This window comes from Paraburkholderia dipogonis (genome assembly GCF_042680985.1).
Taxonomy (GTDB): Bacteria; Pseudomonadota; Gammaproteobacteria; order Burkholderiales; family Burkholderiaceae; genus Paraburkholderia; species Paraburkholderia phytofirmans.
Map to the genome: position 1 here is coordinate 63441 of NZ_JBHUFR010000026.1, position 18365 is coordinate 81805.

The following is an 18365-nucleotide window of genomic DNA, read 5'->3' on the forward strand; positions in this document are numbered from 1 at the left end:
GGTTCGCAGACCTGAAAAGCGGCTTTCTTCAAGGCCGGTCACGTCGTACTCTTCAACCCCGACCCCGCTCACAAGAGCTTTTCCAAACAGAATCAACATCGCTCGCGAGATCGGCGAGGCCTGGTCGCGCCGCCAAAATTTTGGCGTAAGCTGAGCGCTTGACCGGAGGGTGACGTCGAAGGCAACTCTGCGAACCGGGCTCGGTCAACTCGCGTTCGTCTCTTGCATAAGGAGGAAAGCGATGCGGACGATGAAGGCAGTGCAGGTGGCAAAGGCTGGCGGACCCCTGGAACTCGTCGAACGGGACGTGCCGGAACCGGGCGCCGGACAGGTGCTCATCAAGATCCAGGCGTGCGGTATTTGTCACAGTGACATGTTGACAAAAGAAGGGCAGTGGCCGGGCCTCGAATATCCTCGGGTGCCGGGACACGAGATTGCAGGTGTCATCGATACGGTGGGCGCGGGCGTTGAAGGATGGACGGCGGGGCAGCGCGTCGGCGTCGGCTGGCACGGCGGACATTGCGGCCGGTGCGAGCATTGCCGTCGCGGCGATTTCGTTCTGTGTCAGCGCGCGCTCGTGCCTGGCATCAGCTACGACGGCGGCTATGCCGAGTTCATGGTGGCCCCGGTCGAAGCGCTCGCGCGCATTCCGGACGATCTTTCCGATGTCGACGCCGCACCGCTTCTGTGCGCGGGCATCACGACATTCAACGCGTTGCGCAACAGCGGCGCACGCGCCGGAGATGTAGTCGCCGTGCTGGGCATCGGCGGACTCGGTCACCTCGGCGTGCAGTTCGCGCGAAAGATGGGCTTCGTCACGGTCGCTATCGCGCGCGGGCAGGACAAGGCAAGTCTCGCGAAAGAGCTGGGCGCGCATCACTACATCGACAGCACGACGGAGAATGTCGCGCAAGCGCTGCAGGCGTTGGGCGGCGCTCGCGTCATTCTTGCAACCGTCACCAGCGGCAAGGCAATGAGCGCCGTGGTGGGTGGCCTGGGATTGAACGGCAAGCTGATCATGGTCGGACTCTCCGAAGAGCCCGTCGAGGTGCCGATCGCGCAGTTCATCATGGGGCGCAACTCGGTGCAGGGCTGGCCGTCGGGCACGTCGGCGGATTCTCAGGACACGCTCGCCTTCAGCGCGCTAGCGGGCATCAAGCCGATGATCGAAGAATTCCCGCTGACCAAAGCCGCCGAGGCCTACGACCGGATGATGAGCGGCGCTGCGCGATTCAGGGTTGTGCTCAACACGGGCCAATAAGAGCGCGACTGACGGCCGGAGCCGATGCCGCTAGAATGCCTGCCGATATCGCTCCGTTCCCGACTACTGAATTCATGGCTCCACGTCCCCGCCGTTCGTCGCCCGCCGACACCGAAGCGCCCACGCAAGCCGCACGCGACGACGATGCGGTCAGCGTCGAAGAGCGCATTTATGCGTCCATTACGGCGGCGTTGCTGCAAGGGCGGCTGCGGCCGGGCGCACAGCTCGTCGAACGCGATCTCGCGGCCGCGTTCGGCTGCACGCGCGGCGCGCTGCGCAAGGTGCTGGCGCGGCTGGGCTTCGAGGGCAAGCTCGTGCTGGAGGCCAATCGCGGGGCGTTCGTGCCGTCGCCGTCGGAAGAGGACATTCGCCAGGTGTATCGCGCGCGGCAGATCGTCGAGGCGGGCATCGTCGCGGCGCTGTGCGGGGCTTTGAGCGCGACGCACAAGCGACGCCTGCGCGCGCATGTGCGCCGGGAGGAAAAGGCAACGAGCGCGGGCGCCGTGGAAGAATCTGTGCGCCTTGCTGGCCAGTTTCATGTGCTGCTGACGGAGCTGGCGGGCGGCACGGAACTGCTCGGGCTGGTCGGCCAGCTGGTCGCCAGGACTGAGCTGTATAAAGCGTTGTTCGACCCGTCAAAGGGTTCGACCTGCTCCGCGGACGAACACACGCAAATCATCGACGCACTGGATGCGGGCGACCTCGAGGTTGCCCTATCGGCTATGCGCGAACATCTGGCGGAACTGGAGGAGCGGGTAGTCGAGCAGGTGCGCAAAAGCGCCGCCGGAGAAGATCTTGGGGCGGTGTTCGGGCTTTAAGCGTGCGTGTTGAGGAGGGGTGAAACCCCAACTGGCAAAACAAAGCGCCAGTGCCAGAGAAATTCAGGCAAAACCAGGCTGCGACAAAGCGATGCCGCAGCGCGCCGCTCAGGCTCGAGTCAATGGATCACGAGTCAAGCCGGAGAAGGCGCGCGAATGGCTTCGCGTACGACTCAAACGCAATGGATCACGCCAGGACCGTGCGAGGCGCGGTCAGCGTGCCGCCGGCCTTAACGGCGACGGAATTGCGTGTTGCGAGCACCGCCGCCACCGGTGGCGCGCTCGTCTTTGTGACGGAAATTGATCCGGCCTTTGGTCAGGTCGTAGACCGACAGTTCCAGCGTCACGCGGTCGCCCGCGAGAATACGGATATGGTTCTTGCGCATGCGTCCGGACGCGTAAGCGCCAACCACGACGCCGTTGTCGAGCGTCACGCGGTAACGGCTGTCCGGAAGTACTTCGTCGACGATACCGTCAAGTTCAAGCAGTTCTTCTTTCGCCATGCATAACTCCTGGTCGATGGGATAAGGGGTGTTGGTCGCCCACGCCGGGCAGCACAACATCATATTGGGGCAAAAGCGGGCTTTTCGAGCCCGCCGTACTGCGGTATCGGCCTATGTGCCGATAATACCGCTCAAAGATCGGCGACGGACTGGCCGTCTACACGGCCGTCGATCAATTGTTCGGCGTGGGCCATGCACGCAATGCGCGCCTTGCCCGTGCCGTCGAACGGAAACAGGTACTGCAGACGGAACACACGCCCGTCGGCGGACGGATTGGCGCCCACGCGGCAGATGCGCACCGACGCGTCGTAGCCGGCGTCCGGATTGCGGCTCGTCTGGCCGTCCGTCGGGCGGCGCGGATAGACGAGCGGGTGAATTTCATAACCCTTGTACGTCTTGACAACTGAATTCATGAAGCACGTGTCCTGTATTACGTGGCCGGCGTGTCACGCGTGTTACGCGCGGCACGACAGGCCGGGCAGCGCAGCACCTTGGGGCGCGCCGCCATGGAAAAAGGTTGGCACAGGCCCACTGGCAAGGGCTTGAGCGCGGCCGCGCAAAATCGCGGATTCGATGGAGAAGAAACACGCTGATGTCGCGCGGACACCGGGCGCGTAAATGCTGAACACTCAGCTGCACAACTCGCGACGGCTAATGCATGCGACGCATTGCCGGAGTGACGGGATCGCCGACGGGCGGCGGTCGAACAGTCGGGGGTGGTGCGCAGACGCCGGTTCGAGACTATCCGGCGTTGCCTGATGTTGCCTGGCCTTGCCTAATAAATGCGAATGCGGGGCACAGCTATTCCAATATGATGCACTAAATGGGGCTAATTGGATAGCAAAAAGTTCCACGCAGGGGCAAACCGCCCGGCAGACGGGGCTTCGAGGGCGACACAGCGGTCGCGGCCGGCATGCCGGGGTATGAGCGGCACGCCGGGTGACGGGCCGCCCCGTGGGGGCGCGGGCGCTGGACGATCGACAGACTCGTGCTTCAGCGGGAAGTTTCGGCGACGCGCTTTTGCAACTCGCGCGACGCCGCCAGCGGAATGCGGGCGTCATCCCAGCCGGCCAGCCATTCGACTTCCTTCGAGGTGAAGATCTGTCCGTGATTGCGCAGCGTGTATTGCAGCGAATCGATGATGTGATTGCGGATGATTTCCGGCGTGCCTTCGTCATCGAGCACGGCGCGAAACGCTTCAAGCGTGGCCATCTGTTGCTCCGTGAAATAGATGGGTCTTTTATCGCACGAAAAAAATTCGCTCGCCAGGCGGACAAAATTCGCCGCGTGACGAAGCGCATCAGCGTTCGTTTTTTGCGGGCGTGCCCAGCGTGATGGTCGCCGGGCTCGGGCCGCGTGGCTACAATGGCGAGTTGCCGCATCCTTCGAACATTGCGACTGCCCCATGCGCAACCCAAACGTGTCTCCCGTGAAAGACCTGCTGCTCGAGCGCTACGCTCCCATCGCCGACGGCATCGCGGCGCTTTTCTACCCGTGTGCCGAAGTGGTGATTCACGACCTGCGCGATCAGACCATCGCCTACCTCGTGAACAACCTGTCCAGGCTCGAAGTCGGCGGGCCGTCGGTGCTGGACGAAGTCCATTACGCGGCGCGCGGCCAGACCATCGGCCCGTATGAGAAGCTCAACTGGGACGGCCGGCGCATGCGTTGCGTGAGCAACATCCTGTTCGACGACGACGGCAAACCGGCCGGCATGCTGTGCATCAACTTCAATATCGCGGTGTTCGAAGACGTGCGTTCCACGCTCGATCTGTTCATCAAAGGCGGCAATCTGACGGACGCGCCCGCGGAGGAACTGTTCCGCGACGACTGGCAGGACCGCATCAACACGTATCTGCACACGTGGCTGCGCGAGCGGCAGATCGGCATCAATGCGCTCACGCGTGAGCACAAGCGGGAAATCGTCGAGGCGCTGCACGCACAAGGCGCGTTTCGCGGCCGCAGTTCCGCGAACTACGTGGCCGCCGTGCTGACGATGGGGCGCGCCACGGTCTATAAGATCCTCAAGCAGATGAAAGAGAGCGGCTGACGGTTCGGCCGTTGCCGTGCTTTTTCGTCGAGTTGGGTCGATTCAGGGAGAAAAGAATGGTGCGTTACCGACACTACAAAGGCGGGATTTACGAACTGGTTTGCGAGGCCACGCTCGAGTCCGATCCGAAGGTTACGATGATCGTCTACAAAGCCGCCAATGGTACGATCTGGACGCGTCCGGCTTCGGTATTTTTCGAAATGGTCGAAGTGGACGGCGCCAAGGTGCCGCGCTTCGCGCCGATCAACTAGTCGCTATCAACAACAGGAAATCTGCATGCGTCTGCTGCTTGCCATCATTCTGCCGTGGTTCCAGTTTTTCACGATCGGCCGCCCGTTCGCGGGCATCATCTGCCTGATTCTGCAGATCACGCTGATCGGCTGGATTCCGGCCGCCATCTGGTCGGTGTATGCGCTGAGCCAGTACAACACCGACAAGAAAATTGCCCGGGCGATGGGCAACGGGCGGTAAGCCCTGGCTGCGCGGCGCGGATGCGCCGCGTTTTACTTGAGCGGCGGTAGTTCGGCCGCGTCCGGTGCTTCGATCACCACGTCGGATTCCGCGATCGCTACGCACGGCAGAATATAGCCTTCCTGTTTTTCTTCCCGGCTGAGCCCGGGCCATTCGATCGTGTAGCGCACGCGTCCCGCCGTCATTTTGCACAAACACGTGCGGCACGTCCCATTGCGGCACGAGCGCGGCAAACGCAGATTCGCGAAGCCGGCGGCTTCGAGAATCGTCAGCGAATCGGGCGCTTCGAAGCTGTAGCCGAGCGGCTCGACGCGAACGAGAGGCGGGCGGGTGGAGTCGGACATCGTGTGAGTCTGTGACGGATTGCGCGACACTTTACACGTTGCCGCTTCAGTTGCCGCTTCAGTTGCCTCTTGAGTTGCCTCTCCCGTCGCGTTTTCAATGAGTCGGACCGCCGCGCCTCAAATATCGGTACACCGTATTGCGCGCGAGGCCCAACTCACGCGCCGCCGCCGACACATTGCCGTCGAGCCGTTCGAGCGTTTGCGCAATCAGCGTGGCCTGCCATGCCTCCATCTTGCTGGTCGCCGGCTGCCCTTGCGTTGGCGCCGCGGCGCGGACCTCGTCGGAGGACCCGGAGTCCGCACGCGCCGCAGGCGACCGCTCGCAAGGCTCGGCCGTGGTGTCGATGCAATCCTGCAAAAAGTCCTCGGGCAAATCGTCGAGTTCGATCTGCTCCGCGCCTTCGGCCATGATGCTCGCGGTGCGCAACACATTGGCCAGTTGCCGCAGATTGCCCGGCCAGCGGCATTGCGCGAAGCGTTCGAGCACGTCGGCGGACACGCGCCGCGGCAAGCGTTCGCCGGCAGGCTGCAACTCCAGCATGCGCGTGACGAGCGCGCGAAGATCGGTGCGCTCGCGCAGCGCCGGCAAGGTCAGCACGAGTCCATTAATGCGGTAATACAGATCTTCGCGGAACGTGCCGGCTTCGATCATTGCGCGCAGGTTGCGGTGCGTCGCGCAGACGATGCGCAGATCCACCGGAATCGCCCGCGTCCCGCCGAGCGGGACCACGTTGCGCTCCTGCAGCACGCGCATGAGGCGCACTTGCTGGGCGAGCGGCATGTCGCCGATTTCGTCGAGGAACAGCGTACCGCCGTCGGCCTGCACGATCTTGCCGACGCTGCCGCGTTTCTTCGCGCCGGTGAACGCGCCGTCTTCGTAGCCGAACAACTCCGCCTCGATCAGCGTCTCGGGCAACGACGCGCAATTCAGCGCGATAAAAGGCGCGGCCCGGCGCGGCGAATCGTGATGGATGGCGCGCGCGAGCCACTCCTTGCCGGTGCCGGTCTTGCCGAGCACCAGAATCGGAATATCGCGGCCGCGCAGTTTGGCGACGCGCCGCAGAATCGCGGCGACTTGCGCGTCGCCGGTATCGAGCGTTTCGAGCGTGGCCGGCGGCGCGGGATCGGCGCAGCGCGACGCATGACGCGCGTCGCCGGACAACGGCGCACGTGATGTGCCGGCAAGACTCTCCGACGGCGCGACATAACGCGGCAGCGCATAGTCGCCACGCGCCACCACGCGCACGCCGCTTGGCAGCGTCAACAGAATGTTCTCGCCGGGTGCGCGCGCAATCTGCTGCAACAGCCTCGGGAAGGCCACGCCGAACAGCGCATCGAACGGCTGCCGTTGCAGTTCGGCGAGCGCTTGCCCGAATTGAAACAGCGCACTGCGATTGGCCGACAGAAACGTGCCGTCCGGCGCGAACGCCGCGAGCCCTTCGAACAGGGTGCCGATGAATTCCCCGCGCGCGTGAAAGTGCACGCGGATTGCGTCGGCGAATTGATTGGAGAACAGATGATTTTCGATCATCTGCGCCGACATTCTCACGAGCGCCAGCGTGTGCTTGTGAAAGCCGCGCGTGTCGCCGCTCACGTCGAGCGCGCCGATGGTGCGCCCGAACGGATCGGCAATCGGCGCGCATGAACAGGTGAGAATCCGGTTGGCGTGCAGGAAGTGCTCTCCCGCATGCACGACGGTCGGCTGACCATCGACGAGCGCGGTGCCGATCGCATTGGTGCCGCGATCCGCCTCGGCCCACGACACGCCCGGACACAGTGCGACGCGATTGGCCTTTTCGACGAAGTCGCTGTCGCCGAGACTGTGCAGGATCACGCCATGATTGTCGGTGAGCAGCACCATGCTTTGCGTATCGACGATCTGCGCATGCAGCGTCTCCATGACCGGAAGCGCATGTGTAAACAGCGATTGATTGCGCTCGACGAGTTCACGCAGCGCAGGCCGGGCCAGCGGATGAAAGTCCGGCGTCTCCGACGCGCGCAAGCCGATTTCGAGCGAGCGGGCGTGAGCGTGCGCGATGACATCGGGCCGACTGATAGCAGGCGGCGTGGCGGAACGTTGGGTCAAGGCATGTCTCCGGTGAAACGGACGGGTACGTTGCCCTCCGCTCGGTGCCGCAGCGCAACATGCGCGCACACGGCCGAACACCGATATTACAGGACGAATCGTGCTGCGCACGGCAGGGAAAAAACGGAGGCGGCCAGCGCGGCACGCCTCGAAAAAACTCGCCCGGCACCAAAATCAGGCAAACGAAAAGGAAAACTTGCGCCGCGGCCGAACTCGTCTAAAGTGAATCAAATCACCTCCGCGGGCCGCGAACTACTCCGCTGCCGCAGTCGGGTGACAAGCCCGCGTCGTCAGCATTGGACAAGGAGGTTGGCGCTAGCGACGCGATCAGACGCAACCGGCGTGCGCACTACCAGGCTACACCATGCGCAGCACCTACCTTCCAGGTGAACTCCCATGCAGATCCTATTCCCGAATGAAACTCCTGAATATTCAGGTCGCGAGCTCACCTTGGCATTCCCGGCGATGGTCGATGGGCAGAGGGTGGAATGCATGATTACGGCGGAGGCACTGGAAGACCACTACGGCGCCGCATCGCCGCGTCTGGAGGACATGGTCGGCGCATTCGACACGCATCGCGCCCGGATCGAAGCCGCTACGCGTCGCCTGATCTCGGAGACGAGGGCGCAATGTCTCGTGCTGAGAAGCGGCTACGTGCGCTTCTACGAGGCCAACTGGCGTAATTGACTGAGGGCGTTTCCGACCTTTCGGCCGGTCGACGCCGCAAGCAGGAAAGCCGCGCAAGAAGCACAAGCCCGGGAAACCCACGCGCGGCATCGAAACCATTCAACCCGTCCGCGGCCAGCCGTGCCGCCGGCGTCCAGACGCGGAGCGCGCGCGATTACGAGCGCCGCAGCGCTCAGATCATCCGCCGCAGCGTCCGATCCTTGAGCACCACGTGATGCGCGATCGCCGCCAACGCGTGCAAGCCGATCACCCAATAAAACGCATTGCCGAGCCACTCGTGCGCCGTCTTGAGCAACGGACGCGCAACAGGATCCGCGCCGACCAGCGTGTAGTCGATGTCGAGCCACGCCAGCGTGACCGGGTGCCCGCCGGTGTTGATCATCAGAATGCCGAGCAGCGGCTGGACGAAGATAAAAACGTACAAGGCGAGATGCGCGGCCCGCGCCAGAAAGGCGAGCAGCCGGTTGCCGTCCACCTCGGCGGGCGCGCCAGCCCATAGTCGCCACAGCAGACGCAGAGAAGCCAGCGCGAGCACCAGCGAGCCGCACCAGAAATGCACGCTGCTCCAGAATACGCGGCTGTCGCTACCTTTCGGCCCGCGAATCTCGATCGCCAGATAAGCCAGCGCGATCAGCAGAAACATCGCCCAGTGAAAGAAAATGGCGGGCGCTGTGTAGCGGTCCGAGGTGCGGCTGTAAGACATGTAGGGGACTCCCGTGTCCAGGTCGATCGTTTTTTGAATCATCGGATGATAAACGGTGCCCGACCCGAATGGGCACCGTCAATAAGCTGCCGTTGATCCAGACCGGAGTTCGGCGCACGGGCGCCCGTGCCCCTATTCGCTGCCGAGGTAGAAATAGCGGAACAGGAAAATCGCCGCGATGATCCACACCACCAGCTTCACCTTGCGCGCCTGGCCGGTCAACAGCTTCAGGCCCGCATACGAGATGAAGCCGAACGCGACGCCGTTGGCGATCGAATAGGTGAAGGGCATCAGCAGCGCGGTGAGCGCGGCCGGCACGACTTCGGTGGCGTCGTCCCACGGCAGGTCGAGCATTTCGCGCAGCATCAGGCACGACACGTAGAGCAGCGCCGGCGCCGTCGCATAGCCGGGCACCACGCCTGCCAGCGGCGCGAAAAACAGCGCCGCGAGGAACAGCAGGGCCACGGTGATGGCCGTCACGCCCGTGCGTCCGCCGGCTTGCACGCCCGATGCGCTTTCAATATAAGCGGTCGTCGACGAAGTACCCAGCATCGAGCCGGCCAGAATGGCGGTGCTGTCGGCAAGCAGCGCGCGGTTCAGCCTATGCATCTTGCCTTCCACTAGCAGCCCTGCACGATTGGCCACGCCCATCAGCGTGCCGGTCGCGTCGAACAGTTCGACGAGGAAGAACACGAGAATCACGTTGAGCACGCCGCTCGACAGCGCGCCGCGAATGTCGAGCTGGAACAGCGTCGGCGAGATGGACGGCGGCGTGGAGACGATGCCGTGAAACTGATTGCCGCCGAAGAAAAAGCTCAGCACCGTCACGCCGACAATCCCGATCAGGATCGCGCCGCGCACCCGCAAGTGATCCAGCGTGACGATCGCGAAGAAGCCGATCACCGCGAGAATCACATGCGGGTTGTGCAGGTCGCCGAGCGTCACGAGTGTCGCGGGACTGCCCACCACCACGCCCGCCGACTTCAGCGAAATGATCGCGAGAAAGAGGCCGATGCCGCCGGTGATGGCAATGCGTATCGAATGCGGAATGCCGTTGACGATCACCTCGCGCACGCGGAACAGCGTGACGATCAGGAACAGACAGCCGGAAATGAACACCGCGCCGAGCGCGGCCTGCCAGGTGAAGCCCATGCCTTTGACGACGGTGTAAGCGAAGTACGCGTTCAGCCCCATGCCCGGCGCGAGCGCGATCGGATAGTTCGCGTAGAGACCCATGATCAGCGAGGCGAGCGCGGCCACGATGCAGGTCGCGACGAACACCGCGTCTTTCGGCATACCGGCGTCGCCGAGAATCGCCGGGTTGACGAAGATGATGTAGGCCATCGTCAGGAAGGTGGTCAGGCCGGCGAGCACTTCGGTGCGCAGGTTGGTGCCGGCGGCTTCGAAGCCGAAGTAGCGTTTTATGGAGTCCATGAGGCGGGTCTCTCGTCGTTCAGAAAGCGTTTGTTGTGATTGGGCGGTGAAGGCGCCGCGTCGCCGGGCTAGGGCGCGGGGCCACGGCCGGATTGTAGTCAGGATTGGCGACGGCGTGCCGCATTGTGCGGCCCGGTGGCCGTGTAAAGGCTCATTCGACGGGCGGTTCGCCGGGAGATTGTGGCGCCGATGCATCAGGCTGCGGCCGTTGGCGCGAGAGCCAGCGGTCCAGTTCGCCCGCGAAGCTTTTGCTGTCGCGCTGGCTGAAGGCCGCAGGCCCGCCGGTATCGACGCCGCTGCTACGCAACTGGTCGAGCATCGAGCGCATGCGCAGCCGTTCTTCGATCGTGCCGGGCGTGTACCAGTTGCCGCGCGGATCGAGCGCCTGCGCGTTTTTGGCCAGCACGGCGGCGGCGAGCGGGATGTCGGCGGTGATCACGAGATCGCCCGCGGCGACGCGTTCGGCGATCAGGTCGTCGGCGGCGTCGAAGCCGGCCGGCACCTGGATCGCGCGGATCAGCGGCGACGGCGGTACGCGCAGAAACGAATTGGCGACCAGCGTCAGCGTCGTGCTGGTGCGGCGCGCGGCACGGTACAGCATGTCCTTGATCACGACGGGGCAGGCGTCGGCGTCAACCCAGATTGACATGGTTCGGATTCCGGCAGCGGGTTGTCGAAGGGGCGAGATGATACCTTGCCAGCGCGCAGGGCAGCGCGGCAAGCGAATTTACGATGTTGCGGGGAAGCGGGGAAGCGGGAAAGCAAAAAGCAGAAAACCAGGAAAGGCATGCGGGCCCGACCACACCCGCGACCGTTGCAGTCGCAGGCAACCCCGCATGCCGCGCGGTGGCCCGCGTTACTGGGTCATCGTCCCACCCGATTCCTGCGCGCGCCGTGCCGCGACGACGCGGCCCGCGCGTTGCGCATTCTGCGGATAGTCGATCCAGTCGAGCGGATCGTAGCCGGCGGCACGCCATTCGGCCAGATCGGCCTTCACCTGGGCGCGCGTTTTCGGCGCCGACGGATCGTAAGGCCGCGCCGACTGCGCAAACGCGGTGCTCATACTCACGGCGGCCAACAGCGCGCCGAGTCCAACTAAAGAAACGATTTTCATGACGAGCTCCTATGGAGCGGTTAAAAACGACCCCGGCATTTTAGTTTTGGTATGCATTTCGAGTAAGGCGATTGAAGGCAATGCACCATTTCGCCCAGTGAATCAAACCGGGCTGAATGATCCTGCGGCTCACGGCGCCGACGGCTTGCTGAAACGGTCCAATACAGCGCTCAGCAGGTCGATTGGCAGCGGGAAGACGATCGTCGAGTTCTTGTCGGCGGCAATCGTCGTGAGGGTTTGCAGGTAGCGCAACTGCATGGCCTGGGGCTGGCGCGCCAGCGTCTGCGCCGCTTCGAGCAGGTGCTGCGAGGCCTGCAATTCGCCTTCCGCGTGAATCACCTTGGCGCGCCGCTCGCGCTCGGCCTCGGCCTGGCGGGCAATCGCGCGGATCATCGTTTCGTTGATATCCACGTGCTTGATTTCCACGATCGACACCTTGATGCCCCACGCGTCGGTCTGGGCATCGAGCACTTTCTGGATATCGGCATTGAGCTGTTCGCGCTCGGCCAGCAGTTCGTCGAGTTCGTGCTTGCCGAGCACCGCGCGCAAGGTCGTCTGCGATAACTGGCTGGTCGCCTCGAAGTAACGCGCCACCTGGATCACGGCTTTCTCCGGATCGACCACACGGAAATACACCACCGCGTTGACCTTCACCGAGACGTTGTCGCGCGTGATCACGTCTTGCGGCGGCACATCGAACACGACGGTGCGCAGATCCATGCGCACGGCCTGCTGCACGATAGGAATGATCAGCACGAGGCCCGGCCCCTTGACCTTCCAGAAACGCCCGAGCATGAACACCACGCCGCGTTCGTACTCGCGAAAAATCCGTATCGATGAAGCAATCAGCGCGGCCGCCAGCAGAATCAGAACGCTGGTGAAGCCGAATGTGAAACCGATCATGAGCGTTCTCCTTGTTGTCGTGCTTCCGTGGGCACCACGGTCAACGTCAGGCCGCGCCGCGCGGTGACGCGCACGGCATGGCCCGCCGCGACCGGGGCCGTGCTGGACACCCGCCAGCGTTCCCCATGCACTTGTGCCCAACCGGCCAGCGCGCCGTCCGCGGTGAGGTCCGCCGGCGAGAGACCGCCGTCGAGCACCACGCCGACACTGCCGATCATTGCCTCCGAACCCGTCACCACCGGACGGCGCCGCGCGCTCAGCGCGAGCCGCGACACGCCCAGCACGAACACCACGCTGAACACGGTCACGGCGGCGATCATCGGCAAAGGGATGCCGTAGCCGGGCACGTCGGTATCGATCAGCATCAGCGCGCCGATCACGAACGCCACCACGCCGCCGAAGCCGAGCGAGCCGAAGGTCGGCAGAAACGCCTCGCCGATCAGGAAGGCGATACCGAGAAAGATCAGGCCGAGGCCGACGTAGTTGATGGGCATCATCTGCATGGCGAACAGGCCGAGCAGCAGGCTGATGGCGCCGACCACGCCGGGCAGCACGAAGCCCGGATTGGCGAATTCGAAGAACAGGCCGTACATGCCGATCATCAGCAGGATCAGCGCGACGTTGGGATCGGTGATCACGGCGAGGAAGTGGCTGCGCCAGTCGGCTTCCAGCGTGACGATCCGGGCGTTGGCTGTGTTGAGCTTGACGTTGCCCGCGCTCGTGACAAGCGTGCGGCCGTCGACCTGGCGCAGCAGGTCGGGCACATCGCGCGCATTCAGATCGACGACGTGCTGCGCGAGCGCATCCGCCGCCGACAGGCTCACGGCTTCGCGTACCGCGCGCTCGGCCCAGTCGGCGTTACGTCCGCGCATCTGCGCGAGGCCGCGGATGTAGGCGGCGGCGTCGTGGACCTGCTTGCGCATTTCGGTCGATTGGGTGTCGAGCGGCAGGGCGCTGGCGGAGCCGTTGGGCGCGGATGCCGTGGGTTTGCCCGGGTTGCCGGCGCCGGTATCGCCGGCGCCGTTACCCGCAGCGCCGGCATTACCACCACCACCCGCACCGCCACCAACGCCCGGCAACCCCGGCGTTCCGCCGCCCCCCGGCGGTTCGGCGCCGCCGATGCCCATCTGGATCGGTGTCGCCGCGCCGAGATTGGTGCCCGGCGCCATCGCCGCAATGTGGCTCGCGTAGACGATATAGGTGCCGGCGCTCGCCGCGCGCGCGCCGCTCGGAGCGATGAAGGTGGCGACCGGCACCGGCGAGCCGAGAATCGCCTTGATGATCTGCCGCATCGACGTGTCGAGCCCGCCTGGCGTATCCAGTTGCAGCACGGCGAGTTGCGCGCGATCTTCAGCGGCGCGCTGCAGGCTGCGCACGATGAAGTCGGCGCTGGCCGGACTGATCGCTCCGTTCACTGGAATGACGACAACGCTGTTCGGGGCGACGGCGGCGCGCAGCGTCACGTTCGATTCGCACGACGCGAACCCAAACGCCAAAAGCATGCCGAGCACGGTCATGCCGCGCATCAACCGGCTCGCCATGCCGCCGCGGATAAGCGACATGCGCGAGCCGGACTGCCGGAACGGGAGACGTGGATACGTGCTCATCGCTGACGGCTGCCGCGCCCTGCCGACATGTATCGGCCGACGCGGGCCGATACCCCAAAAGAAGGCTGGCCTGCTCCTTACAGCTTAGTCCGATTCCGCCTTGCGCGTGAAATCCGCGCGGGCCGGCCGGTAGTCGGTCGGCCGCATGCCGGTCCACTTGCGAAACGCGCGATGAAACGCGCTCGGTTCGGCAAATCCAACTGAGGTCGCGATGTCGGCGATGGTGCGGTCGGTGTCCTGCAACTCACCGATTGCAATATCGCGCCGCAGGTCGTCCTTGATCGACTGGTACGTATAGCCTTCCTGTTTCAAACGCCGCCGCATGGTGGCCTCGGCGACGTGCAGGCGTTCGGCCATCTGATCGGCGGCGGGCCAGCCGGACATCGGCATGGCGCGCAGCATCTTGCGCACGCGCGCCGCGAGCGAGCCCGGATTGCGGTACTTGACGATGAAGCTGCCCGGCGCGTCGCGCAGGAAGGGTTTGACGGACTTGGTCGTCTGGATCACGGGCAACTCCAGAAACGCCGGCGCGAGATCGACGTGCGACTCGGCCTGCTCGAAGCTCATGTGATCGCAGAACATCAGCCGGTACTCGTGCGCGGCGGACGGTTCGGCGCAGCGAAAGCGCGCCTCGAGCAGCGGAATGCGCCGCCCGACCAGCCAGCACAACAGCCCGTACACCACGATGAAGTAGGTCGCATAGGCGAACATCGCCGGCGGCGGCGCACCGGCGTTTTCCACGAAGCGCAGGCGCACGCGCTGCGCATCGGTTTCGATCTGCACGCCGAGATCGTCCAGCACCAGCCGCATGAAACCGACCGCGCGCGCCAGCGCCTGCCCGCCGTTGCGCGCGGTGAGCGCCGTCTGCGTCATGGCGATGAAGCTGCCGCTTTTCATGCGATGCGAATCCTGGCCGAAGAACTCGTCGTCCAGCGCGCGGGCAATCGCGGCCCACAGCGCGCCATATTGCGCCGACGACACGCGGCTTTTCGGCGACGCCAGCATTGGCGCGGCGATGCCGGCGGCTTCGGCAAGCGGCAGCGCGTCGAGGCCGCGCGAGCGCGCCAGCGCGAGCGCTTCCTCGACCATGCTGACGGAAATCGTCCCTTTATCGTTTTTCATGCGTGTCCGGTTTGACTGCGAAGCTGGCAAAAGCGCTCAACATTTTCCTTATGGCGATTCGCCAAGTGCCTGAAATCGCGTGCATATGTGGATTCATATCGTACCAGCATGGCAAATGCGCTCAGTCAGATTGATCGGGCTGAGCATCGAACCTGCCGGTCGGCTTGCCTACACTGGGCCTCAATCGATCGCGCTCCGCCTGGCCTCACAGACACGAACGTGAGGCGGCCAACCAGCCGCGATCAAACGCACAGCACAGGACCGAGCTCCATGGATAGCTTCTACACCGACGAACAACGGATGATCCGCGACGCGGCTCGCGACTTCGCCACCGAACAGCTCGCGCCGCATGCCGGACAATGGGATCGCGACGCGCAACTGCCCGCCGAGGTCGTCAGGCAGATGGGCGAACTCGGTTTTCTCGGCATGATCGTGCCGGCGGAATGGGGCGGCTCCTACACGGACTACGTGGCCTATGCGCTCGCCCTCGAAGAGGTCGCTGCGGGCTGCGCCGCCTGCGCCACGCTGATGAGCGTGCATAACTCGGTCGGCTGCGGGCCGATCCTCAACTTCGGCACGGAGGCGCAAAAAGACCGCTATTTGCAGGACCTTGCAACCGGCCGCCGTATCGGCGCATTCTGTCTGACCGAGCCGCAGGCCGGCTCCGAGGCGAACAATCTGCGCACCCGCGCCGTGCTGCGCGACGGCAAGTGGATTCTCAACGGCAGCAAGCAGTTCGTGACGAACGGCTCGCGCGCCGACCTCGCGATCGTCTTCGCTGTGACCGATCCCGACCGTGGCAAGCGCGGCCTGACGGCCTTCATCGTGCCGACCGATACGCCGGGCTTCAACGTCGGCAAGCCGGAGCATAAGCTCGGCATTCGCGCTTCGGACACCTGTCCGATTTCGCTCGACGACTGCGCCGTGCCGGAAGCCAATTTGCTCGGCGAACCGGGCGAGGGCTTGCGCATTGCGCTGTCGAATCTCGAAGGCGGGCGCATCGGCATTGCCGCGCAGGCAGTGGGCATCGCGCGGGCCGCGTTCGATGCCGCGCGTCTCTATGCGAACGAACGCATCCAGTTCGGCAAGGCGTTGAAGGACCATCAGACCATCGCCAACATGCTCGCCGATATGGCCACGCGTTTGAATGCCGCGCGGCTGCTCGTGCATCACGCGGCGCGCCTGCGCACGGCGGGTAAGCCGTGCTTGTCGGAGGCTTCGCAGGCCAAGCTGTTCGCGTCGGAACTGGCCGAGGAGATCTGCTCGAACGCGATCCAGATTCATGGAGGCTATGGTTATCTGGAGGACTACGCGGTGGAGCGCCACTATCGCGATGCGCGCATCACGCAGATTTACGAAGGGACCAGCGAGGTGCAACGCATGCTGATCGCGCGGCATGTGTAAATGCAAAACGAAGCGGCATTTGAGTGCAAAATAGCCTGGCCGCCGGATAGAAAGCGGTGCAGCAGCGGGACAAAAAAGCGAAGCGGATACACCGCGCCAACTGGAGACGACAATGACTGCAGCGAAGGCCTTTTTCGACGCGCGTGACCTGTTATTGCGCCATCGAACCGACTACGACCGCGCCTACCGCGAATTCGCGTGGCCGGCACTAGGCGAGTTCAACTGGGCGCTCGACTACTTCGACGTGATCGCGCGCGATAACGACAACCCGGCGCTGTGGATCGTCGACGATCCCGCCACCGAAGGCCTGCGCCTGTCGTACGCGCAAATGTCGGAGCGCTCGGCGCGCATGGCGAATTTCCTGCGCGGCGTGGGCGTGGGCCGCGGCGATCGCCTGCTGCTGATGCTGCCGAACCGCGTCGAACTGTGGGACGTGATGCTCGCGGCCATGAAGCTCGGCGCGATCGTGCTGCCCGCCACCACCCAGCTTTCCGCCGACGACGTGCGCGATCGCGTGCAGATCGGCGGCGCGAATTTCGCCGTGGTCGATAGCGCGGAGCTGGCCAAATTCGATGCGCTCGAAGCGCCGCTCACGCGCCTCTCGGTGGGCGCGCCGCGCGACGGCTGGATCGACCTGGCCGCGGCCTATGACGCATCGCCGCAATTCACGCCCGAAGGCGTCACGTTGGCCACCGATCCGATGTTGCTGTATTTCACGTCAGGCACCACCTCGAAGCCCAAGCTGGTCGAACACACGCATCAAAGCTATCCGGTCGGCCATCTGTCAACGATGTACTGGATCGGCCTGCAACCGAACGACATCCATTGGAATATCAGCTCGCCGGGCTGGGCCAAGCACGCGTGGAGCTGCTTCTTCGCGCCGTGGAATGCGCAGGCCTGCGTGTTCGTTTTCAACTTTGCGCGCTTCGTGCCGAAAGACACGCTGAACGCGCTGGTGCGTTTCAACATCACCACGCTGTGCGCGCCGCCGACTGTCTGGCGCATGCTGGTGCAGGAGCATCTGAGCGACTATCCGGTGAAGCTGCGTGAAATCGTCGGAGCCGGCGAGCCGTTGAATCCCGAGGTTATCGAGCGCGTGAAGCACGCGTGGGACATCACGATCCGTGACGGCTACGGCCAGACCGAGACCACCTGCCAGATCGGCAACTCGCCGGGCCAGCCGGTTGTCGCGGGTTCGATGGGGCGTCCGCTGCCGGGCTACACGATCGAACTGATCGATGCCGATGACCAGCCCGTCACCGAAGGCGAAATCTCGCTGCCACTTGCGCAACGGCCGCTCGGCCTGATGACCAGCTATGCGAACAACGCCAGCGCCACCGCGCAAGCCATGCGCAACGGCTTCTACCGCACGTCCGACGTGGCGCTGCGCCGCGACGACGGCTACTACGTCTATGTCGGCCGCGCCGACGACGTCTTCAAATCGTCCGATTACCGCCTCAGTCCGTTCGAGCTCGAAAGCGTGCTGATCGAACACGAGGCGATCGGCGAGGCTGCGGTGGTGCCGAGCGCCGACGCGCTGCGTCTGTCGGTGCCCAAGGCGTTCGTCACTGTGCGCCAGGGTTACGAAGCCGGCCCCGAACTCGCGCGCGCCGTATTCGCGTTCTCGCGCGAAAAACTCGCGCCGTACAAACGGATTCGGCGCCTGCAATTCAGCGAATTACCCAAGACCATCTCCGGCAAGATTCGCCGCGTCGAATTGCGACGCCGCGAAATGGAGCGCGAGGCCGAACCCGCGCGCCTGCCCGACGAGTATTGGGAAGAAGATTTCCCTGATCTGCGTTGATTCTCTGCGTCGATCCTTTTTGATTCCCGTCACTGTCCGGCCGCCTCGCGGCCA

At 64.3% G+C, this 18365-nt stretch carries 20 protein-coding genes; 8 read left to right on the plus strand and 12 right to left on the minus strand.

Annotated elements, in window-relative coordinates; genetic code table 11:
• The first annotated feature begins 241 nt into the window (after positions 1-241).
• Together ACFSNN_RS30095 and ACFSNN_RS30100 are read left to right on the plus strand one after the other, a co-directional pair.
• Positions 242-1261 carry an alcohol dehydrogenase gene (locus tag ACFSNN_RS30095; RefSeq protein ID WP_134464067.1) on the plus strand — a complete coding sequence of 340 codons (1020 nt, stop codon included), beginning with the start codon at positions 242-244 and terminating at the stop codon, positions 1259-1261.
• A gap of 74 nt (positions 1262-1335) precedes the next feature.
• Complete coding sequence (locus ACFSNN_RS30100; RefSeq protein ID WP_166799366.1) at positions 1336-2079, plus strand: GntR family transcriptional regulator; 744 nt, start codon at positions 1336-1338, stop codon at positions 2077-2079.
• Positions 2080-2309: 230 nt separating this feature from the next.
• Here the strand turns inward: ACFSNN_RS30100 and infA are convergent, their stop codons facing one another.
• From infA to ACFSNN_RS30115, 3 genes are all read right to left on the minus strand, one after another.
• Positions 2310-2582, minus strand: coding sequence for a translation initiation factor IF-1 (infA, locus tag ACFSNN_RS30105; RefSeq protein ID WP_012427521.1), 273 nt, complete (start codon positions 2580-2582; stop codon positions 2310-2312).
• A 131-nt stretch (positions 2583-2713) separates the two neighbouring features.
• Entirely contained in the window at positions 2714-2995 is a 282-nt protein-coding gene (locus tag ACFSNN_RS30110) for a hypothetical protein (protein ID WP_012427520.1), read from the minus strand.
• 580 nt (positions 2996-3575) lie between these two features.
• Positions 3576-3794, minus strand: coding sequence for a hypothetical protein (locus ACFSNN_RS30115; protein ID WP_106277571.1), 219 nt, complete (start codon positions 3792-3794; stop codon positions 3576-3578).
• A gap of 193 nt (positions 3795-3987) precedes the next feature.
• On the opposite strand from ACFSNN_RS30115, the gene ACFSNN_RS30120 reads away from it, so the two are divergent.
• From ACFSNN_RS30120 to ACFSNN_RS30130, 3 genes are read left to right on the plus strand one after another with little or no spacing between them, the layout of a single operon-like run.
• Positions 3988-4632, plus strand: coding sequence for a helix-turn-helix transcriptional regulator (locus ACFSNN_RS30120; RefSeq protein ID WP_134464071.1), 645 nt, complete (start codon positions 3988-3990; stop codon positions 4630-4632).
• A 56-nt stretch (positions 4633-4688) separates the two neighbouring features.
• Positions 4689-4883 carry a DUF1653 domain-containing protein gene (locus ACFSNN_RS30125; RefSeq protein ID WP_134464073.1) on the plus strand — a complete coding sequence of 65 codons (195 nt, stop codon included), beginning with the start codon at positions 4689-4691 and terminating at the stop codon, positions 4881-4883.
• Between the two features lie 25 nt (positions 4884-4908).
• Positions 4909-5103 carry a YqaE/Pmp3 family membrane protein gene (locus ACFSNN_RS30130; protein WP_028194701.1) on the plus strand — a complete coding sequence of 65 codons (195 nt, stop codon included), beginning with the start codon at positions 4909-4911 and terminating at the stop codon, positions 5101-5103.
• 32 nt (positions 5104-5135) lie between these two features.
• Here ACFSNN_RS30130 and ACFSNN_RS30135 read toward each other — a convergent pair whose 3' ends face one another.
• The gene (locus ACFSNN_RS30135; protein ID WP_134464075.1) at positions 5136-5447 is read right to left on the minus strand and encodes a 2Fe-2S iron-sulfur cluster-binding protein; all 312 of its coding nucleotides are present in this window, start codon (positions 5445-5447) and stop codon (positions 5136-5138) included.
• 94 nt (positions 5448-5541) lie between these two features.
• Entirely contained in the window at positions 5542-7533 is a 1992-nt protein-coding gene (locus ACFSNN_RS30140; protein WP_134464077.1) for a sigma-54-dependent Fis family transcriptional regulator, read from the minus strand.
• A 396-nt stretch (positions 7534-7929) separates the two neighbouring features.
• Between ACFSNN_RS30140 and ACFSNN_RS30145 the strand changes: the two genes are divergently transcribed.
• Positions 7930-8220, plus strand: coding sequence for a DUF1488 family protein (locus ACFSNN_RS30145; protein ID WP_012427513.1), 291 nt, complete (start codon positions 7930-7932; stop codon positions 8218-8220).
• Positions 8221-8392: 172 nt separating this feature from the next.
• Here the strand turns inward: ACFSNN_RS30145 and ACFSNN_RS30150 are convergent, their stop codons facing one another.
• From ACFSNN_RS30150 to ACFSNN_RS30180, 7 genes are all read right to left on the minus strand, one after another.
• Positions 8393-8923, minus strand: a complete 531-nt coding sequence (locus ACFSNN_RS30150) for a cytochrome b (RefSeq protein WP_134464079.1) — start codon at positions 8921-8923, stop codon at positions 8393-8395.
• Between the two features lie 132 nt (positions 8924-9055).
• The gene (locus ACFSNN_RS30155) at positions 9056-10357 is read right to left on the minus strand and encodes an NCS2 family permease (protein WP_134464081.1); all 1302 of its coding nucleotides are present in this window, start codon (positions 10355-10357) and stop codon (positions 9056-9058) included.
• Positions 10358-10508: 151 nt separating this feature from the next.
• Positions 10509-11006 (minus strand): YaiI/YqxD family protein, encoded by a 498-nt coding sequence (locus ACFSNN_RS30160; protein WP_134464083.1) that lies wholly within the window; start codon positions 11004-11006, stop codon positions 10509-10511.
• A 207-nt stretch (positions 11007-11213) separates the two neighbouring features.
• A complete protein-coding gene (locus ACFSNN_RS30165) occupies positions 11214-11471 on the minus strand; it encodes a DUF4148 domain-containing protein (RefSeq protein ID WP_134464085.1) in 258 nt (85 codons plus the stop codon).
• A 129-nt stretch (positions 11472-11600) separates the two neighbouring features.
• On the minus strand, positions 11601-12374 hold the full coding sequence (locus tag ACFSNN_RS30170) for a slipin family protein (RefSeq protein WP_134464087.1): 774 nt from the start codon (positions 12372-12374) through the stop codon (positions 11601-11603).
• Positions 12371-13981: an NfeD family protein gene (locus ACFSNN_RS30175; protein ID WP_377688834.1), complete on the minus strand. Its 1611-nt coding sequence runs from the start codon at positions 13979-13981 to the stop codon at positions 12371-12373. The genes ACFSNN_RS30170 and ACFSNN_RS30175 overlap by 4 nt, the downstream gene beginning before the upstream one ends.
• Positions 13982-14065: 84 nt before the next feature.
• Positions 14066-15103: an AraC family transcriptional regulator gene (locus tag ACFSNN_RS30180; protein WP_134464089.1), complete on the minus strand. Its 1038-nt coding sequence runs from the start codon at positions 15101-15103 to the stop codon at positions 14066-14068.
• 270 nt (positions 15104-15373) lie between these two features.
• Between ACFSNN_RS30180 and ACFSNN_RS30185 the strand changes: the two genes are divergently transcribed.
• Entirely contained in the window at positions 15374-16507 is a 1134-nt protein-coding gene (locus ACFSNN_RS30185) for an acyl-CoA dehydrogenase (protein WP_134464091.1), read from the plus strand.
• Positions 16508-16619: 112 nt separating this feature from the next.
• The gene (locus ACFSNN_RS30190; protein WP_134464093.1) at positions 16620-18311 is read left to right on the plus strand and encodes an AMP-binding protein; all 1692 of its coding nucleotides are present in this window, start codon (positions 16620-16622) and stop codon (positions 18309-18311) included.
• The last annotated feature ends 54 nt before the right edge of the window (positions 18312-18365 follow it).